Raw genomic sequence first — 17,529 nt, forward strand, 5'->3', positions numbered from 1 at the left:
GGAAACGCCCGGTCCCATTCCGAACCCGGAAGCTAAGCCCTCCAGCGCCGATGGTACTGCACTCGACAGGGTGTGGGAGAGTAGGACACCGCCGAACACCCGTTGTAAGAAGGGGACCCACCTGGTGGGTCCCCTTTTTGCGTTTGTACCGAAATCCGAAAGGACGCCCGTGTCGGAAGACAACAACGATCGTCGCCCCTCCCGAGGGGACGGCGGCAACCGCCCGAGCGAGTCCCGAGACCGCAACCCCCGCGCTCAGGACCGCCGCGGAGACCCGCGTCGCTCGGACGGTCCTCCTCGCAGACGCGGCGGTGAAGGTGGATTCTCCGGAGATCGGCGCGGAAACAGTGCATCGTCGGACCGTCGACCGCCGCGTCCGGATGAACCGGATCTGCCCGACGAGGTCGAAGCCGGGCAGCTCGAGCCGGCAGTGCGCCGAGACCTGTTGAGCTTGGACAAGAACAATGCCACTGCTGTGGCCCGTCACCTCGTGATGACCAGCAGATTGCTCGACGACGATCCGCAGTTGGCGCTACTGCATGCGCGCGCTGCTCGTCAGCGTGCCGGTCGTATCGCTGTAGTCCGTGAGACCGCGGGAATCGCGGCGTACCACGCTGGTGAGTGGGCCGAAGCGTTGTCCGAGCTTCGCGCTGCCCGACGCATGGCAGGCGGGCCGGGTCTGATCGCTGTGATGGCCGACTGCGAGCGCGGACTGGGACGTCCCGAGCGCGCTATCGAACTCGGTCGCAGCGACGAGGCGCGTGAGCTGACCGGTGAGGAGGCGTCGGAGCTTCGAATCGTCGTGGCAGGTGCGCGGATGGACCTGAACCAGTACGACCAGGCCGTCGTCACGCTGCAGACCCCGGACCTCGACGCGTCGCGATCCGGAACCGCTGCCGCGCGCCTGTTCTACGTCTACGCCGATGCGCTGGTTGCTGCAGGTCGCGTCGATGAAGGTGTGAAATGGTTCCTCAACGCTGCTGCGGCCGATGTCGATGGTGAGACCGACGCCGAAGAGCGGGTCGAGGAGCTGTCCGGAGGCAGTCAGTGACGTTGCTACGCGACGCCCACGACGTTCTGCTGCTCGACCTCGACGGCACCGTCTACGCCGGCAAGGATCCCATTCCCGGTGCAGTCGAAGCATTGTCGGGTGGGGCCGAGAAGCAGTATTTCGTCACCAACAATGCCAGTCGTGCTCCCGAGGACGTCGCCGAACATCTAGGTAGTCTCGGCTTCGCTACCTCAGCAGAGTTCGTCGTCACCAGTTCCGAGGCGGCCGCTCGGGTACTCGCGGGCAAGGTGGACCCGGGCTCACGGGTGCTCGTCGTCGGCACCGACGCATTGGCGAACGAGATCACCAAGGTCGGTCTGGAGCCGGTCAGGTCTGCCGACGACGATCCCGTGGCCGTGGTGCAGGGGCACTCCGTCGATACAGACTGGAAGATGCTTGCCGAGGCTGTCCTCGCCATCCGGGCGGGTGCGCTGTGGGTGGCTACGAACATCGACGCCACCTTGCCGACCGAGCGTGGACTCGTGTTGGGGAACGGCTCGATGGTCGCGGCGGTTCGCAACGCCACCGATATCGAGCCCATCGTGGCAGGCAAGCCGGCCGCCCCGATCATGCACGACGCCATCGAGCGCAGCGGAGCACGCGCGGCCCTGGTCGTCGGAGACAGGCTCGACACCGACATCGCTGGTGCGAACGAAATCGGTCTGCCGTCGCTGCTGGTGTTGACCGGCGTCAGTACCGCTGCAGAGTTGCTGCATGCGCCTCGGCATCTGCGCCCCACTCACATCGGCCTCGATCTCGGAGTCCTGAACAATGACGAAGTGGCGTCGAGCGTCGGCAGCAAGACCGGTTGGACGGTCGCCATCGACGACGAGGTGCTCTCGGTGCAGTACGGCGGGGACGGTACGCCCGATGCGTTCGAGGGTGCGCGTGCCACACTGCACGTCGCCTGGTCCGGCTCGGCCTTCTCGGACATTCGCTTCGAGGGGGATGGACTCGGCGATCTGCGTTCGCTGCTCGGGTGCTGATACCGCATTCGACAGCAGTGTTCCGAGAGCGGCGGCGATCGGGCGTACGTCGGACCCATCCGATAGCGTGAGAGGCGATGAGCGCGTCTATTCCACTACCAGGACAGCACCGGCCGAGCGGTGCAGGCGATGAGTCGTCTGCAGATCCGGACACTGTTCGCACCGAAGTAACCTCGCTGCTGAATCAACTCACGATCGAGTCGACTTCCCACGAGGAATCCGAGGCTGTGGATTCCGACGCCCTTGCGCGCGACGCGAGTCTGCTCGACCGCGCGCACGAGGTACTCGTGCGCGCCCTGACCACCGTCGACAAGACCTGACGTGGCTCGTCGCGCACGGGTCGACGCCGAGCTGGTTCGTCGTGGACTCGCCCGATCTCGCGAGCACGCTTCGGAGCTGATAGAAGCGGGCCGGGTGAAGATCGCCGGGACCGTGGCCTCCAAGCCCGCGACCGCGGTGGAACCGGGCACACCGCTTCTGGTGGCCGAAGAAGACAACGAGGTCTCGTGGGCCTCCCGCGGCGCGCACAAATTGCTCGGCGCCCTCGACGCATTCGAGCCGCTCGGGCTGACCGTCGAGCGTGCACGTTGTCTGGACGCCGGTGCATCCACCGGTGGCTTCACCGACGTGCTTCTCAGTCGAGGTGTGCGTGAAGTGGTCGCCGTCGACGTGGGATACGGGCAGCTGGTGTGGCGTCTGCAATCCGACGACCGCGTTCATGTCATCGACCGCACCAACGTTCGGTCGATCGATGCGGAGACGATCGGTGGACCGGTGGACGTGATCGTCGCAGACCTGTCGTTCATCTCGCTCAAGCTCGTTCTTCCCGCATTCGTTGCCTGCTCGAAGTCGGGTACCGACATGGTGTTGATGGTCAAGCCACAGTTCGAGGTCGGCAAGGATCGAGTGGGTTCCGGAGGTGTGGTGCGCGATCCTGCACTGCGCGCCGAGGCCGTCGAGGACGTGGCGAAGGCGGCCGTCGCCTCGAATCTCACGGTGCAAGCTGTGGCGGCAAGCCCACTGCCGGGGCCGTCGGGCAATGTCGAGTACTTTTTGTGGCTGAGGGCAGGTGTGGGCGAGGACTCGCCACGCGCCGACATCACGGAACTCGTCCGGCTCGCGATCGAGGAAGGACCACAGTGACTCCGTCCCAGTCAGTACCGGAACGGGAGTCGACTCGAGAGATTCTTCTCGTCGCCCATCCAGGTCGACCGGACATCGCCGAAACCGCGCGTCGGGTGGGCAAGGTCTTCGATGAAGCGGGCATCTGCCTCCGTGTGCTCGTCGACGAGGTCGAGCCATCGAAGATCGAAGCCTCCGATACGGAGGAACACGACCATGTGTTCGTCGCAGACATGAAGCTCAACGTCGTCGAGTTCGGACCGGACGCAGCCGCCGGCTGCGAGATGGTCCTCGTGCTCGGTGGTGACGGGACCTTCCTGCGCGCAGCCGAGCTCGCGCAAGCGGCCTCGATACCGGTGCTCGGCATCAACCTCGGGCACGTCGGGTTCCTGGCCGAGGCCGAGGCCGACCACCTCGAAGGTGCCCTCGCCCGCGTCATCGCCGGGGATTACCGCATCGAACAACGCATGACGTTGGACATTGCGATTCGCGTGGGCGATCAGGTGGTCGATCGGGGCTGGGCACTGAACGAAGCGAGCATCGAGAACGGGTCGCGGCTCGGGGTGCTCGAGGTCGTGCTCGAAGTCGATGGGCGCCCGGTGTCCGCATTCGGGTGCGACGGCGTTCTGATCTCGACGCCGACGGGCTCGACGGCCTACGCGTTCTCGGCCGGTGGGCCTGTGGTCTGGCCGGAACTCGAAGCGATATTGGTCATTCCGAGCAACGCGCACGCTTTGTTCGCGCGGCCGCTCGTCACCAGCCCCGAGTCGATCATCGCGGTCGAGATCGATGCGGGCGGACACGCAGGATTCGTATTCTGCGATGGCAGGCGCACACTGAGCCTGCCGGCAGGTGCTCGCGTCGAGGTGGTGCGGGGAGCGTCACCGATCAAATGGGTTCGACTCGATTCGGCACCGTTCGCCGATCGCATGGTCAAGAAATTCGAACTGCCCGTTACCGGGTGGCGGGGGAGAGCGAGGTAGGAATGCTCGAAGAGATTCGGATCGACAGCCTCGGAGTCATTTCCGGTGCCAGCGCACAGTTTCACGAGGGGCTGACCGTACTCACCGGCGAGACCGGTGCGGGTAAGACCATGGTGGTCACCAGTCTGCACCTGTTGTCGGGTGCCCGCGCCGACGCAGGCCGGGTTCGGCTCGGCGCACAGCGTGCTGTCGTGGAGGGGCGATTCAGTACCGACACCGCGTCGGAGCAGGTGATCGACGACGTCGACAAGGTGCTCGAGTCCTCGGGAGGTCAACGCGACGAGGACAATTCGATCATCGCCGTGCGTACCGTCAACTCGGACGGTCGCTCGCGTGCGCACCTCGGTGGGCGCAGCGTGCCCGCATCGGTGCTGTCGAACTTCACCGACTCGCTGCTGACCGTGCACGGTCAGAACGACCAGCTGCGGCTGCTGCGTCCCGATCAGCAACTCGGCGCGCTGGACAGATTCGCCGGGGACGCGGTGGCGTCCCTGGTGTCGAAGTACCGCACCGCGCGCAAGACGTGGCTCGACGCGCGCAACGAGCTGATCGACCGCACCGAACGCAGCCGCGAGCTGGCGCAGGAAGCCGATCGGCTGCAGTTCGGCCTGCAGGAGATCGACTCTCTGGCACCGGAGCCGGGTGAAGATCGCTCCGTGGCCGAGGATGTGCGTCGGCTGGGGGACCTCGATTCGCTGCGTGAGACCGCGGAAGGTGCCTCGGCAGCACTCGTCGGGAGTACCGAGGAGGCGTCGGACACGGCGTCCGCGCTGTACCTGCTGGGCGAGGCTCGCTCTCGCCTCGAACATGCCGAGGACGCAGCACTGACCGAGCTGTTGCCGCGACTGAACGACGCGATGGCGATCGTGGGCGACATCGGGGCAGACCTCACCTCGTACTTGACGGATCTGCCGTCCGATCCGGGTGCCCTCGACACGATCCTGAACCGGCAGGCCGAGCTGAAGTCGTTGACGCGCAAGTACGCCGCCGATGTCGACGGCGTCATCGCCTGGGCGGAAGACGCCCGCGAGCGACTCTCGCACATCGACACCTCGGCCGATGCGCTCGCCGAGTTGAGCGCCAAGGTCGACGCGGCTGCGATCGACGTCGCGGCGGCTGCGTCGAAGCTCAGTGCGGCTCGAGCGAAGGCCGCCGTAAAGCTCTCGAAGGCGGTCAGCGTCGAGCTGGCGGGCCTGGCGATGGGAAAAGCCAAGCTGCAGATCGATGTTCGCGCACTTCCCGCCGGACCGTCCGACACGGCCCCGATCGTCGTCGACGGTACCGAATTGCATGCGGGCAGCAACGGCGTCGACGAGGTCGAGTTTCGTCTGTCCGCGCACGACGGTGCCCAGGCGCTTCCGATCAGCAAGAGTGCATCGGGCGGTGAGCTCTCGCGGGTGATGTTGGCACTGGAAGTGGTGCTGGCGGGCTCGGACAAGGGTGCGACGATGGTCTTCGACGAGGTCGACGCCGGAGTCGGTGGTCGCGCGGCCGTCGAGGTCGGGCGTCGACTCGGCCGGTTGGCTCGCACACACCAGGTCATCGTGGTCACCCACTTGCCGCAGGTCGCTGCGTTCGCCGATACCCACCTGGTGGTCGACAAGACCGACGCCAAGAAGGGCGCGGCGAACAGCGGCGTCAGAACGTTGTCGTCGTCGGAGCGGGTCGTCGAGCTCGCGAGAATGCTCGCGGGGCTGGACGACACGGAGACCGGACGTGCGCATGCCGAGGAGCTGCTGGCCACGGCAAACGCCGATCGAGCCGCGTTGTAACTCTTGGTGCTGATGTGATCAGTGTGGTAGTTGTTTCGGCGCGCCTCCGTCGCCGGGCGTGTCGATCGGGTCATCATGGTCCTCATGAAGATGCCGGCTCTGCTGTCACGTAGTCAGGATTCGCTGCCCGGAATCACCGGTATCGCGCGAGTCGATCGCAACACGGCCAAGCTCCTCAAACGGGTCGGCCCGGGCGACATCGTCGTGCTCGACGAGCTCGACCTCGATCGCCTGACCGCAGATGCGCTCGTCGAGGCGGGGGTGCTGGCGGTGGTCAACGCGTCGCCGTCGATCTCCGGGCGCTATCCCAACCTCGGTCCCGAGGTCATCGTCGCCAACGGAATCACCTTGATCGACTCGGCCGGCACCGAAGTCTTCAAGAAGATCAAGGACGGCACCAAGATCCGCCTCAACGACGGCGGCGTCTACACCGGCGATCGTCGTCTCGCCAAGGGCGAGGAGCAGAGCGAAGCCGAGATCTCCGACAAGATGATCGAGGCCAAGACGGGCCTGGTCGACCATCTCGAAGCGTTCTCGGGCAACACGATCGAGTTCATCCGAACCGAGAGTCCGTTGCTCATCGACGGAGTCGGCGTGCCGGACATCGACATCGACCTCGAGGGCCGCCACGTGGTCATCGTCGCAGACGGACCCGGTCACGCCGAGGATCTGAAGAATCTCAAGCCGTTCATCAAGGAGTACTCGCCCGTCATCATCGGCGTCGGTGCGGGTGCCGACACCGCGATGAAGGCGGGTCATCGCCCCGACCTCATCGTCGGCGATCCCGAGGACGTCACTGCGCAGACGCTCAAATGCGGTGCAGAGGTTGTGCTTCCGGCGGATTCCGACGGACACGCGCAGGGTCTCGAGCGCATTCAGGATCTCGGTATCGGTGCCATGACGTTCCCGGCCACCGGTGCCGCTGCCGACCTCGCGCTGTTGTTGGCCGATCATCACGGGGCCTCGCTCATCGTGTCGGTGGGTAGCCCGGCCAGCCTGGACGAGTTCTTCGATCGTGGTCGACGCAACACCAATCCGGCCGCATTCATGACGCGTCTGAAGGTCGGTGCCAAGTTGGTCGACGCCAAAGCTGTTGCGACGCTGTACCGCAGCCGTGTGTCCGGCGGTGCGATCGCGCTGTTGATTCTGGCGGCGCTCGTTGCCGTGATCGTGGCGTTGGCCGTGTCCAACATCGGCGGTGAAGCGTTGGATTGGGCAATCGATCTGTGGAACCGGTTCGCTCTGTGGTTCCAGGGGTTGCTTTCGTGATTTCGCTTCGTCAACATGCCATTTCGCTGGCAGCGGTCTTCGTGGCCCTGGCCATCGGCATCGTGCTCGGTTCGGGTCTGCTCTCGAGCGGTCTGGTGTCGGGCCTTCGAGACGACAAGACCGGCCTCGAAACTCAGGTGGACGATCTGGAGGCGACCAACAATCGCCTGGGTGAGCAGCTCAACTCGGCCGACGGCTTCGACGCCGCGGTTTCGGGCCGAGTGCTGCGGGATACGTTGGTCGATCGCAGCGTCGTGCTGATCACCACCCCGGACGCCGACCCCGGGGACGTGGACGGAGTCACGCGGTCGATCGGAGCCTCGGGCGCCACCGTCACCGGTCGGGTGTCGCTGACCGATTCGTTCGTCTCCGCTGCGAACGGCGACGATCTTCGGACGCGTCTGACCAACGTCATTCCGGCCGGCGTGCAGTTGCGCACCGGCGCGGTGGACCAGGGCAGTCTCGCGGGGGACCTGCTGGGTTCGGTGTTGCTGCTCAACGCCGAGACCGCCCAGCCGCAGTCGACTCCCGAGGAGCTCTCGCTGGCACTGGAGACGCTGCGCAGCGGCGGGTTCATCGCGTACGACAACGGTGCCGTCGCACCCGCTCAGTTGGCTGTGGTCGTCACCGGTTCCGGTACCTCGGACGTGGAGGACGGCAATCGCGGGGCCATCGTCGCCCGCTTCGCGGGAGCCCTCGATTCACGTGGTGCAGGCGCGGTACTGGCCGGTCGCTCCGGTGCGGCCGAGGGCAACGGTTCCATCGCTGTCGTGCGAGCCGATTCGGCGCTGTCGTCCGCTCTCAGCACGGTCGACAACGTCGACCGTGAAGCAGGACGGATCACCACCGTTCTCGCCTTGGCGGAGCAGCTGGACGGCGCGTCCGGCCGTTACGGCACCGGAGCCAATGCCAACGCCGTGACCGTCGGAGCGCCGGCGAGCTGATCGTCGTACGAACGCGCGTGTCGTTGGCGGTGAGGTAGGTACTGGTGTTACCGTGAAGTCCCGTGGGTAGCAGGCCCAATTTCCATGCTTCACCTCTCTTATCAGCCCCCTGATAGGAGCAAGCCCTGCAGACTCGTCACGGGAGCCTCATTGTCACGCCTTCAGTCGCGTTCCGACACCAAGCACATTTTCGTCAGCGGGGGCGTCGCGTCCTCGCTCGGAAAAGGCCTGACGGCATCGAGCCTCGGCCAGCTACTGACCGCACGCGGACTGCGCGTGACCATGCAGAAGCTCGATCCTTACCTCAACGTCGATCCCGGCACGATGAACCCGTTCCAGCACGGTGAGGTCTTCGTCACCGAAGACGGCTCCGAGACGGACCTCGACGTCGGACACTACGAGCGGTTCCTCGACCGTGATCTGTCCGGTTTCGCCAATGTCACCACCGGCCAGGTCTACTCGACGGTCATCGCCAAGGAACGCCGCGGTGAGTATCTGGGCGACACCGTTCAGGTCATTCCGCACATCACCGACGAGATCAAGCGTCGCATTCTCGCGATGAACGGCCCCGACCTACAGGGTCACCAGCCGGACGTCGTGATCACCGAAATCGGCGGCACGGTCGGCGATATCGAGTCGCAGCCGTTCCTCGAAGCCGCGCGTCAGGTGCGCCACGACGTCGGCCGAAACAATGTGTTCTTTCTGCACGTGTCGCTGGTTCCGTTCCTGGCTCCGTCCGGTGAACTCAAGACCAAACCAACCCAGCACTCCGTCGCGGCGCTGCGCAGCATCGGTATTCAGCCCGACGCATTGATCCTGCGTTGCGATCGCGACGTACCGCCAGGATTGAAGAACAAGATCGCGCTGATGTGCGACGTCGACGTCGACGGCTGCATCTCCACGCCCGACGCGCCGTCGATCTACGACATTCCCAAGGTGCTGCACAAGGAAGGCCTCGACGCGTACGTCGTTCGTCAGCTCGGTCTGCCGTTCCGTGATGTGGACTGGACCATCTGGGGTGGACTGCTCGAGCGTGTTCACCAGCCGCGTGAGACCGTGCGCGTCGGTCTGGTCGGCAAGTACGTGGACCTGCCCGACGCGTACCTGTCGGTCACCGAGGCGCTGCGTGCAGGCGGATTCGCTCATCGCGCGAAGGTCGAGATCAAGTGGGTCCCATCCGACGAGTGCTCGACGCCCGCCGGGGCGCAGGCCGCGTTGGGCGATGTCGATGCCGTGCTCATTCCCGGTGGCTTCGGTATCCGCGGTATCGAGGGCAAGCTCGGGGCCATCGAGTTCGCACGTACGCGCAAGATTCCGTTGCTGGGCTTGTGCCTCGGGTTGCAGTGTGTCGTCATCGAGGCGGCTCGTTCGGTCGGTCTGACGGACGCCAACTCCGCCGAGTTCGACCCGGACACCAAGGATCCGGTGATCTCCACGATGGCCGATCAGGAAGATGCCGTCGCCGGTGACGCCGATCTGGGCGGCACGATGCGTCTCGGTGCCTACCCGGCAACCCTGCAGAAGGGTTCGGTCGTCGCGGCGTCGTACGGCACCGAAAGCGTTTCCGAGCGTCACCGTCATCGCTACGAGGTCAACAACGACTACCGGGATCGAATTGCCAAGAGCGGCTTGGTGTTCAGCGGTACTTCTCCGGACGGCCACCTGGTCGAGTTCGTCGAGCTGCCTGCCTCCGTGCACCCGTTCTTCGTGGCCACTCAGGCGCATCCGGAGCTCAAGAGCCGGCCCACCCGTCCGCATCCACTCTTCGCGTCGTTGATCAATGCCGCGCTGAAGTACAAGGCCGCGGAGCGTCTGCCGGTCGACGTGCACGGAGATACGGGTCAGACGGAGGAATCGGACGTCGCCGCCGAGACCGTCGGATGAGCGAGCCTCGGCACGAGTTCACCACCCTCGATTCGTCGGTGCCGTACTCCGGCGCAATTCTCGCGCTCCGGCTCGACCAGGTGGCGATGCCGAACGGTCGTCAGGCCGAGCGCGAGGTGATCGAGCATCACGGCGCGGTCGGGATCCTGGCCGTCGACGACCGGGATCGTGTGGTGATGATCGAGCAGTACCGGCATCCCGTAGGTCGTCGATTGTGGGAGTTGCCCGCCGGTCTGCTGGACGAGCCGGGGGAGCGGCCGGTGGTTGCGGCTCAGCGTGAGCTCGCCGAGGAGACCGGGCTCGCCGCGCAGACGTGGTCGGTTCTGGTCGATGTGCTTGCCTCGCCCGGGTTCACCGACGAGGCCGTGCGGATCTTCCTCGCGCAGGGCCTGACCGAGGTCGGTCGGCCCGAGGCACACGACGAGGAAGCCGACATCGAGCTGTCCTACGTTCCGGTGGACGAGGCCGTCCGTCGTGCGCTGTCGGGCGAGATCGTCAACGCATCCGCCGTCGCGGGCGTTCTCGCGTTCGCCGCGGCGCGCGCTACCGGTACCGAACTGCGTTCGGCCGATGCGCCGTGGGCGGATCTGCCGACTGCCTTCGAGAAGCGAAAGAGTTCGCGAAAGTAGCCACCGTGATCGGCCAGCAGATTCAGACGTACCTCGACCATCTGGTGGTCGAGCGCGGGTCGGCACCGAACACGGTGTCGTCCTACCGTCGCGATCTGGTGCGGTACGAGCGGTTCCTCAGCGGCTACGGCATCACCGATCTGGCGAAGGTCGCCGAGAACGACATCACCGAGTTCGTGCTCTATCTACGGCGCGGTGACGACGAATTCCCGGCACTCGCAGCGAGTTCGGCGGCCCGGACGTTGATCGCGGTGCGCGGTCTGCACAGGTTTGCGCTCGCGGAGGGGATGGTCGAGCGCAACGTCGCGAGCGAGGTCAAGCCGCCGCAGCCGGCCAAGCGGTTGCCGAAGTCGCTGCCCGTCGATCAGGTGGTTGCACTGCTCGAATCGGCGTCGATCGCCGGTCCCGATGCCCCACGTGGACTGCGGGATCGGGCTCTGCTGGAACTGCTCTATTCCACCGGGGCTCGTATATCCGAGGCAGTCGGGCTCGACGTCGACGACATCGACACCGAGGCTCGCTCGGTGCTGCTGCGCGGCAAAGGCGGCAAGCATCGCATCGTGCCGGTCGGGCGACCCGCTGTCGAGGCCGTCGACGCCTACCTGGTGCGCGGCCGGCCGGGGCTGGTCTCCCGCTCGAATCCTGCCCTGTTCCTCAACGTTCGGGGCGGCAGGTTGTCTCGACAGAGTGCGTGGCAGGTGTTGCAGGATTCGGCCGTGCGGGCCGGGATCACCGCGGGGGTATCACCACACGTCCTTCGGCATTCGTTCGCCACTCACCTGCTGGACGGCGGCGCCGACGTCCGCGTCGTGCAGGAGCTGTTGGGGCATGCGTCGGTGACGACGACGCAGATCTACACCCTCGTCACCGTCAACACTCTGCGTGAAGTGTGGGCGGGAGCGCATCCACGGGCCCGGTAGCACGAGGCCGGCTGTCGTGCGTCAGCGTGTCCGGTGACGATGCGCGAGCGTCAAGCGGTAGCGTTTGCGTGAACTACTCGAAGACGAACGGGACAGGGGAGCGCTGGAACGTGTCGACACCGCAGCCGCCAGCGGCGGAGTCAGGCTTGAATCATCCGCATCTCGACGGTGCCCTATTCCAGACGCGTCAACCGGAATCCAGTCGGGAGACACACGACATCATTCCCGCGCCGAACGAGCTCGGGCCCACCGGTCGCAAGACCAGGGCCGTCCCCGATCCGCAACCGCTGGCCAGTCACGGCCCGGCCAAGATCATCGCGATGTGCAACCAGAAGGGTGGCGTCGGCAAGACGACGTCGACCATCAATCTCGGTGCCTCGTTGGCCGGCTACGGCCGCCGCGTGCTGCTCGTGGATCTCGACCCGCAGGGCGCACTGTCTGCGGGATTGGGCGTCGCACATCACGAGCTCGATCTGACGGTCTACAACCTCCTCGTCGAAGCGAAGGTCTCCGCCGACGACATCATCATGCGCACTCGCGTCGAGAACCTCGATCTGATGCCCAGCAACATCGATCTCTCCGCAGCCGAGATTCAGTTGGTCACCGAGGTCGGCCGGGAGCAGACACTCGGGCGGGTGCTGCATCCGATTCTCGATCGCTACGACTACGTCCTCATCGATTGCCAGCCGTCGCTCGGTCTGTTGACGGTCAACGCGCTCACGTGTGCCGACGAAGTGCTGATCCCCATGGAGTGCGAGTACTTCAGTCTGCGCGGACTGGCGTTGTTGAACGACACCGTCGAGAAGGTGCGCGATCGGCTCAACCCGCGGCTCACGTTGGCCGGCATCGTGGTGACGATGTTCGACGCCCGCACATTGCACTCGCGTGAGGTGATGACGCGAGTGGTCGAGGTGTTCGGCGACGTCGTCTACGACACGGTGATCACCCGTACCGTCCGATTCCCGGAAACCAGTGTGGCCGGTGAGCCGATCACCACGTGGGCTCCGAAATCCGGCGGCGCACAGGCGTACCGCGCCCTCGCGCGCGAGGTGATCTACCGGTCGGGTCCGTGACCGTCGACGCTGCCGACGAGGCCCCGATCGAGGTTCCGGCCGACGCGGATCCGTCGAAATTCCGGGTGCGGTTGCTCAACTTCGAGGGTCCGTTCGATCTGCTGCTGTCGTTGATCAGTCAGCATCGAATGGACGTCACCGAAGTGGCGTTGCACACCGTCACCGACGATTTCATCTCGTTCACCAAGTCGCTCGGTGCCGATGTCGGCCTCGACCAGACGACGGAATTCCTCGTCGTCGCCGCGACGCTGCTCGACCTCAAGGCAGCACGGTTGCTGCCCTCGGGCGATGTGGAGGACGCCGAGGATCTTGCGCTGCTCGAAGTTCGAGATCTACTGTTCGCCCGGCTACTTCAATACCGGGCCTACAAGCAGGTCGCTCTGCTGTTCGGTGAACTGGAAGCTGCTGCGCTGCGACGTTATCCGCGATCGGTGTCGGTGGAGGACAGGTACGCCGATCTGATTCCCGAGGTGCTGCTCGGCGTCGACCCGGCCACATTCGCCGACATCGCCGCTGCGGCATTTCGCCCCAAACCGATTCCGCAGGTGGGGCTCGATCACATCCATCAGCACGCGGTCTCGATCCCGGAGCAGGCGGCGTGGCTGCTCGACAATCTGCAGGGCCGAGGCCTCAACGAGTGGGCATCGTTCTCGGAGTTGGTGCAGGACTGCGAGGTGCAGGTCGAAATAATCGCGCGATTCCTGGCGTTGCTGGAGCTGTTCCGCCAACAGGTGATCGCGTTCGAGCAGCCCGAGCCGCTCGGCGATCTCCGAGTGAGTTGGACCGGTAAGGACGAAGGACCCATCGTGGTCACGGAAGAGGACTACGCATGAGTGTCGACCCGGAGCTCGAGCTAGAGGACGGCGAGAATTCCGAGGAGCTCGACGACGCCACCCTCGCCTCGGCTCTGGAAGCTGTGTTGCTGATCGTCGATACCCCTGCCTCGGACGAGCAACTCGCCTCGGCGGTGGGTGCGTCGGTAGCGCGCGTGCGCGCAACCCTGAACGAGATGGCTGCCGCACTGACCGAACGAACCAGCGGAATAGACCTTCGCTACGCCGGTGACGGATGGCGTTTCTACACCCGAACCGCCTATGCGCCGTACGTCGAACGGCTGCTTCTGGACGGGGCTCGGTCCAAGCTCACACGCGCGGCATTGGAAACCCTGGCCGTGATCGCATATCGTCAACCGTTGACCCGCGCACGAGTCAGCGCCGTACGTGGAGTCAATGTCGATGGAGTGATGCGTACGTTGCTCGCCCGTGGACTGATCTCCGAAGCAGGAACGGACCCGGAGACGAACGGCACGATGTACTGCACCACCGAGTTGTTCCTCGAACGGCTCGGGCTCGCATCGCTCGGTGATCTACCCGAACTGGCACCGCTGTTGCCGGGTGTGGACCTGATCGACGAGATCAGTGACAGCATGGACACCGACCCGAGAACGACCCGCTCCACCAAGAACCGCGGATCGAAACCCGATCCGGCAGCCGAGCTCGACTCGGACGACTGATAGGTAAGACAAGTGAACAAGCCCGCTCGCCGTGATGGCACACCGGACCGTAACAAGAGACAAGATCCGCGCAGGAAGCCGACCGCAGGTAGGTCGGACACTGCGCGTGACGCGCGCCGCGGAGATCGCACCCGCGACGCGGCGCCCCGTGACGGCGCTCCCCGCACCGGAGCCCCTCGCGCTGGTGCCCCTCGTACCGGGGGACCCCGTGCTGGTGCACCCCGCACCGGAGCTCCTCGTGCAGGAGCCCGGCCGGCCCCGCGCAAGGGCGTCGAGCAGGAATCCTTCGATTACAAGCCTGTCGAGACCGGCATCAACGACCGCAGCAACGACGCCGTTCCTCGCAAGAAGCCCTCGCGTCCCAAGCCGCCGAAGCCGCAGAAGAAGCAGGTTCCGTCGACCACGATCAGCAACGCCAAACCGGCGAAGCATCAGCACACCGATTCCTCACCGCGCAAGCACGTACCCGCCGGTGAAGGCGTTCGGTTGCAGAAGGTGCTCGCGCAGGCAGGCGTCGCATCGCGTCGTGCCGCCGAGGAACTGATCGCCGACGGCCGCGTCGAGGTCGACGGACGCATCGTCACCGAACAGGGCATCCGCATCGATCCCAACATCGCTGTGGTCCGCGTCGACGGCACTCGCGTGGTCGTGAAGGAAGAGCTGGTTCACCTCGCGATGAACAAGCCGCGTGGATGGCAGTGCACCATGTCCGACGATCTGGGACGCCCGTGCGTCGGCGACATCGTCTCCGAGCGCGTGCAGGCGGGGCAGCGACTGTTCCACGTCGGACGCCTCGATGCCGACACCGAGGGGCTGTTGCTCTTCACCAACGACGGTGATCTTGCTCACCGTCTGATGCACCCGTCGTTCGAGGTCTCCAAGACCTACCTCGCGACGCTGTTCGGCACCATTCCCCGCACTCTGGGTAAGCAGCTGCGTGAAGGCGTGACCCTCGACGACGGCCCGGTGAAGGTCGACGGCTTCCAGCTGCTCGACATCTCGGACGGCAAGTCTCTCGTCAAGGTGACGCTCCACGAGGGCCGCAAGCACATCGTGCGTCGGTTGTTCGACAAGGTCGGCTTCCCCGTCGGACGTCTCGTGCGTACCGATGTCGGCAACATCGTGCTCGGCGATCAGCGTCCAGGAACACTGCGTGTCCTCGGACGCGGCGAGATCGGCAAGCTCTACGAATCCGTGGGCCTGTGATGAGCGCGCTCGTCGTGGCGATGGACGGGCCTTCGGGCACCGGCAAATCGTCGGTATCGCGCAGGCTCGCATCGGCACTCGAAGCAAGCTACCTCGACACCGGTGCGATGTACCGCGTGGCGACGGTGTGGGTGCTGCGCTCGGGCGTCGAGCCCACCGATGCAGACGCTGTCGCGAAAGCTGTTGCAGCACTTCCCCTCGAGATCGGCAAGGACCCGCTGTCCGAGACCGTTCTGCTCGACGGTGAGGACGTCAGCGGCGAAATCCGCGGCGATGCGGTCACCAAGGCCGTCTCGGCCGTCTCCGCAGTGCCTGCGGTGCGTGAGCTCTTGGTGCAGATGCAGCGCGACCTTGCGAGTTCGTCGACGCGAATCGTGGTGGAGGGCCGCGACATCGGCACCGTCGTTCTTCCCGACGCCGACGTGAAGGTGTTCCTGACTGCCTCACCGGAAGCGCGGGCACAGCGTCGCAACAAACAGAACATCGAAGAGGGTCGCGACGACGACTACGAATCCGTGCTCGCGGACGTGCAACGCCGCGATCACGCAGATTCGACGAGAGCAGTGTCACCGCTTCGTCCCGCCGAGGATTCGGTGATCGTCGATACCAGCGAGCTGGATCTCGACGGCGTGATCGAGCGTTTGCTGCTCGTGGTGAACGACAGAAGTGGAGCAGTCCAGTGAGTGAAGAATTCTTCTCCGGCGCAGCGGAAACCGCGGGCGACGGAACATGGAGTGACGAGGGCGAGTGGGAGTACGTCGACCTCAACGAAGGTGAAGACGGCGAAGATGCCGTAGCCGTACCGACTCTCGCCGTGGTGGGCCGACCGAACGTCGGTAAGTCGACGCTCGTCAACCGCATCATCGGACGACGCGAAGCAGTGGTCGAGGACGTCCCAGGCGTCACCCGTGACCGGGTGTCGTACGAGGCGAACTGGAGTGGTCGACGCTTCCTGGTGCAGGACACCGGCGGTTGGGAACCCGACGCGAAGGGTCTGCAGCAATCCGTTGCGCGCCAGGCCGAGTTGGCGATGAACACCGCCGATGCGATCCTGTTGGTCGTCGATGCGCGAGTCGGTTCGACGACGACGGACGAGGCAGTGGCGCGAGTACTGCGTCGCTCGAAGACTCCGGTTCTGTTGGTGGCCAACAAGGTCGACGACGGCCGCACCGAGTCCGAGGTTGCCGCGCTGTGGTCGCTGGGTCTGGGGGAGCCGCTGTCGGTCTCGGCCACCCATGGCCGCGGTACCGGTGATCTGCTGGATCGCGTGCTCGAGGCCTTGCCCGAGACGCCGCGTGAGGGAATTCCCGGTGGGGGACCCAGGCGTGTCGCTCTGGTCGGTAAGCCGAACGTTGGCAAGTCCTCGTTGATCAACAAGCTGTCGGGCGACGAGCGCTCGGTGGTGCACGATGTTGCCGGCACCACCGTCGATCCTGTCGACTCGTTGGTCGAATTGGGCGGCAAGACTTGGCGATTCGTCGATACCGCAGGACTGCGTAAGCGCGTTAGCCATGCCAGCGGTGCCGAGTTCTACGCGTCGCTGCGCACCAAGTCCGCCATCGAGGCCGCCGAGGTCGCGATTCTGCTTCTCGATGCCTCACAGGTGATCTCGGAGCAGGACATGCGTGTGCTGAGCATGGTCTCCGATGCCGGCCGCGCGTTGGTGTTGGCGTTCAACAAGTGGGATCTGGTGGACGATGATCGTCGTCAGCAGCTCGAGAAGGAGATCGATCGTGATCTCGCTCGGGTGCCGTGGGCGCAGCGTGTGAACATCTCGGCACAGACGGGCCGTGCGGTACAGAAGCTCGTACCTGCGCTCGAAACGGCTCTGGAGTCGTGGGACAAGCGAGTGCCCACCGGACGCCTCAACACGTGGCTCAAGGAAGTCGTGGCGGCGACACCGCCGCCGATGCGTGGCGGACGTCTGCCGCGCATCATGTTCGCGACGCAGGCCAGCACGCGGCCGCCGACGTTCGTGCTGTTCACCACGGGCTTCCTCGAGGCAGGCTATCGCCGATTCATCGAGCGGCGTCTGCGTGAGGAGTTCAACTTCGACGGCAGCCCCGTGCGTGTGTCGGTGCGTATCCGCGAGAAGCGGGAACGGCCGGGCAAGGGCAACAACCGCTGATGTAGCCCGACCCCGCCTCTGAGCAGGCGATTTCCTCTCAGGGGTAGGG

General features: G+C 65.3%; 17 protein-coding genes and 1 rRNA gene. All 18 read left to right on the top strand.

What is annotated here, in order from left to right:
* Positions 1-97: ribosomal RNA gene (rrf, locus tag CH276_RS22795) — 5S ribosomal RNA — on the top strand; the annotation flags it as partial.
* A gap of 72 nt (positions 98-169) precedes the next feature.
* Positions 170-1,051 carry a hypothetical protein gene (locus CH276_RS28770; protein ID WP_082322671.1) on the top strand — a complete coding sequence of 294 codons (882 nt, stop codon included), beginning with the start codon at positions 170-172 and terminating at the stop codon, positions 1,049-1,051.
* Positions 1,048-2,037 (top strand): HAD-IIA family hydrolase, encoded by a 990-nt coding sequence (locus CH276_RS28775; protein ID WP_094629400.1) that lies wholly within the window; start codon positions 1,048-1,050, stop codon positions 2,035-2,037. The genes CH276_RS28770 and CH276_RS28775 overlap by 4 nt, the downstream gene beginning before the upstream one ends.
* A 77-nt stretch (positions 2,038-2,114) precedes the next feature.
* On the top strand, positions 2,115-2,357 hold the full coding sequence (locus CH276_RS22810; protein WP_032398198.1) for a hypothetical protein: 243 nt from the start codon (positions 2,115-2,117) through the stop codon (positions 2,355-2,357).
* Between the two features lies 1 nt (position 2,358).
* On the top strand, positions 2,359-3,180 hold the full coding sequence (locus CH276_RS22815; protein WP_032398197.1) for a TlyA family RNA methyltransferase: 822 nt from the start codon (positions 2,359-2,361) through the stop codon (positions 3,178-3,180).
* Entirely contained in the window at positions 3,177-4,142 is a 966-nt protein-coding gene (locus CH276_RS22820; RefSeq protein ID WP_032398196.1) for an NAD kinase, read from the top strand. Before CH276_RS22815 ends, CH276_RS22820 begins: the two co-directional genes overlap by 4 nt.
* A 2-nt stretch (positions 4,143-4,144) precedes the next feature.
* A complete protein-coding gene (gene recN, locus CH276_RS22825) occupies positions 4,145-5,914 on the top strand; it encodes a DNA repair protein RecN (RefSeq protein ID WP_176459399.1) in 1,770 nt (589 codons plus the stop codon).
* 84 nt (positions 5,915-5,998) lie between these two features.
* Positions 5,999-7,183, top strand: a complete 1,185-nt coding sequence (gene steA / locus CH276_RS22830; RefSeq protein WP_032398510.1) for a putative cytokinetic ring protein SteA — start codon at positions 5,999-6,001, stop codon at positions 7,181-7,183.
* Positions 7,180-8,127 carry a copper transporter gene (locus CH276_RS22835; RefSeq protein ID WP_094629455.1) on the top strand — a complete coding sequence of 316 codons (948 nt, stop codon included), beginning with the start codon at positions 7,180-7,182 and terminating at the stop codon, positions 8,125-8,127. The genes steA and CH276_RS22835 overlap by 4 nt, the downstream gene beginning before the upstream one ends.
* Before the next feature lie 150 nt (positions 8,128-8,277).
* On the top strand, positions 8,278-10,011 hold the full coding sequence (locus CH276_RS22840) for a CTP synthase (protein WP_032398195.1): 1,734 nt from the start codon (positions 8,278-8,280) through the stop codon (positions 10,009-10,011).
* On the top strand, positions 10,008-10,640 hold the full coding sequence (locus CH276_RS22845; protein WP_094629402.1) for an NUDIX domain-containing protein: 633 nt from the start codon (positions 10,008-10,010) through the stop codon (positions 10,638-10,640). Before CH276_RS22840 ends, CH276_RS22845 begins: the two co-directional genes overlap by 4 nt.
* Positions 10,641-10,645: 5 nt before the next feature.
* Positions 10,646-11,560: a site-specific tyrosine recombinase XerD gene (xerD, locus tag CH276_RS22850; RefSeq protein ID WP_032398193.1), complete on the top strand. Its 915-nt coding sequence runs from the start codon at positions 10,646-10,648 to the stop codon at positions 11,558-11,560.
* 146 nt (positions 11,561-11,706) lie between these two features.
* On the top strand, positions 11,707-12,633 hold the full coding sequence (locus tag CH276_RS22855; RefSeq protein WP_371828399.1) for a ParA family protein: 927 nt from the start codon (positions 11,707-11,709) through the stop codon (positions 12,631-12,633).
* Positions 12,630-13,466, top strand: coding sequence for a segregation and condensation protein A (locus tag CH276_RS22860; protein ID WP_032398191.1), 837 nt, complete (start codon positions 12,630-12,632; stop codon positions 13,464-13,466). The genes CH276_RS22855 and CH276_RS22860 overlap by 4 nt, the downstream gene beginning before the upstream one ends.
* Entirely contained in the window at positions 13,463-14,146 is a 684-nt protein-coding gene (gene scpB / locus CH276_RS22865; RefSeq protein ID WP_045195024.1) for an SMC-Scp complex subunit ScpB, read from the top strand. The genes CH276_RS22860 and scpB overlap by 4 nt, the downstream gene beginning before the upstream one ends.
* A 12-nt stretch (positions 14,147-14,158) precedes the next feature.
* Positions 14,159-15,352, top strand: coding sequence for a pseudouridine synthase (locus CH276_RS22870; protein WP_094629403.1), 1,194 nt, complete (start codon positions 14,159-14,161; stop codon positions 15,350-15,352).
* Positions 15,352-16,035, top strand: coding sequence for a (d)CMP kinase (gene cmk, locus CH276_RS22875; RefSeq protein ID WP_094629404.1), 684 nt, complete (start codon positions 15,352-15,354; stop codon positions 16,033-16,035). The genes CH276_RS22870 and cmk overlap by 1 nt, the downstream gene beginning before the upstream one ends.
* Positions 16,032-17,480: a ribosome biogenesis GTPase Der gene (gene der, locus CH276_RS22880; protein ID WP_032398188.1), complete on the top strand. Its 1,449-nt coding sequence runs from the start codon at positions 16,032-16,034 to the stop codon at positions 17,478-17,480. Before cmk ends, der begins: the two co-directional genes overlap by 4 nt.
* Positions 17,481-17,529: the final 49 nt, after the last annotated feature.

The sequence above is a fragment of the Rhodococcus sp. 06-470-2 genome, assembly GCF_002258235.1.
GTDB lineage: Bacteria > Actinomycetota > Actinomycetes > Mycobacteriales > Mycobacteriaceae > Rhodococcoides.

Bases quoted from the DNA above. Each gene is read 5' to 3' on its own strand.
- CH276_RS22810 (WP_032398198.1), top strand. From the start codon at position 2,115: ATGAGCGCGTCTATTCCACTACCAGGACAGCACCGGCCGAGCGGTGCA.
- recN (WP_176459399.1), top strand. From the start codon at position 4,145: ATGCTCGAAGAGATTCGGATCGACAGCCTCGGAGTCATTTCCGGTGCC.
- steA (WP_032398510.1), top strand. From the start codon at position 5,999: ATGAAGATGCCGGCTCTGCTGTCACGTAGTCAGGATTCGCTGCCCGGA.
- CH276_RS22845 (WP_094629402.1), top strand. From the start codon at position 10,008: ATGAGCGAGCCTCGGCACGAGTTCACCACCCTCGATTCGTCGGTGCCG.
- scpB (WP_045195024.1), top strand. From the start codon at position 13,463: ATGAGTGTCGACCCGGAGCTCGAGCTAGAGGACGGCGAGAATTCCGAG.
- cmk (WP_094629404.1), top strand. From the start codon at position 15,352: ATGAGCGCGCTCGTCGTGGCGATGGACGGGCCTTCGGGCACCGGCAAA.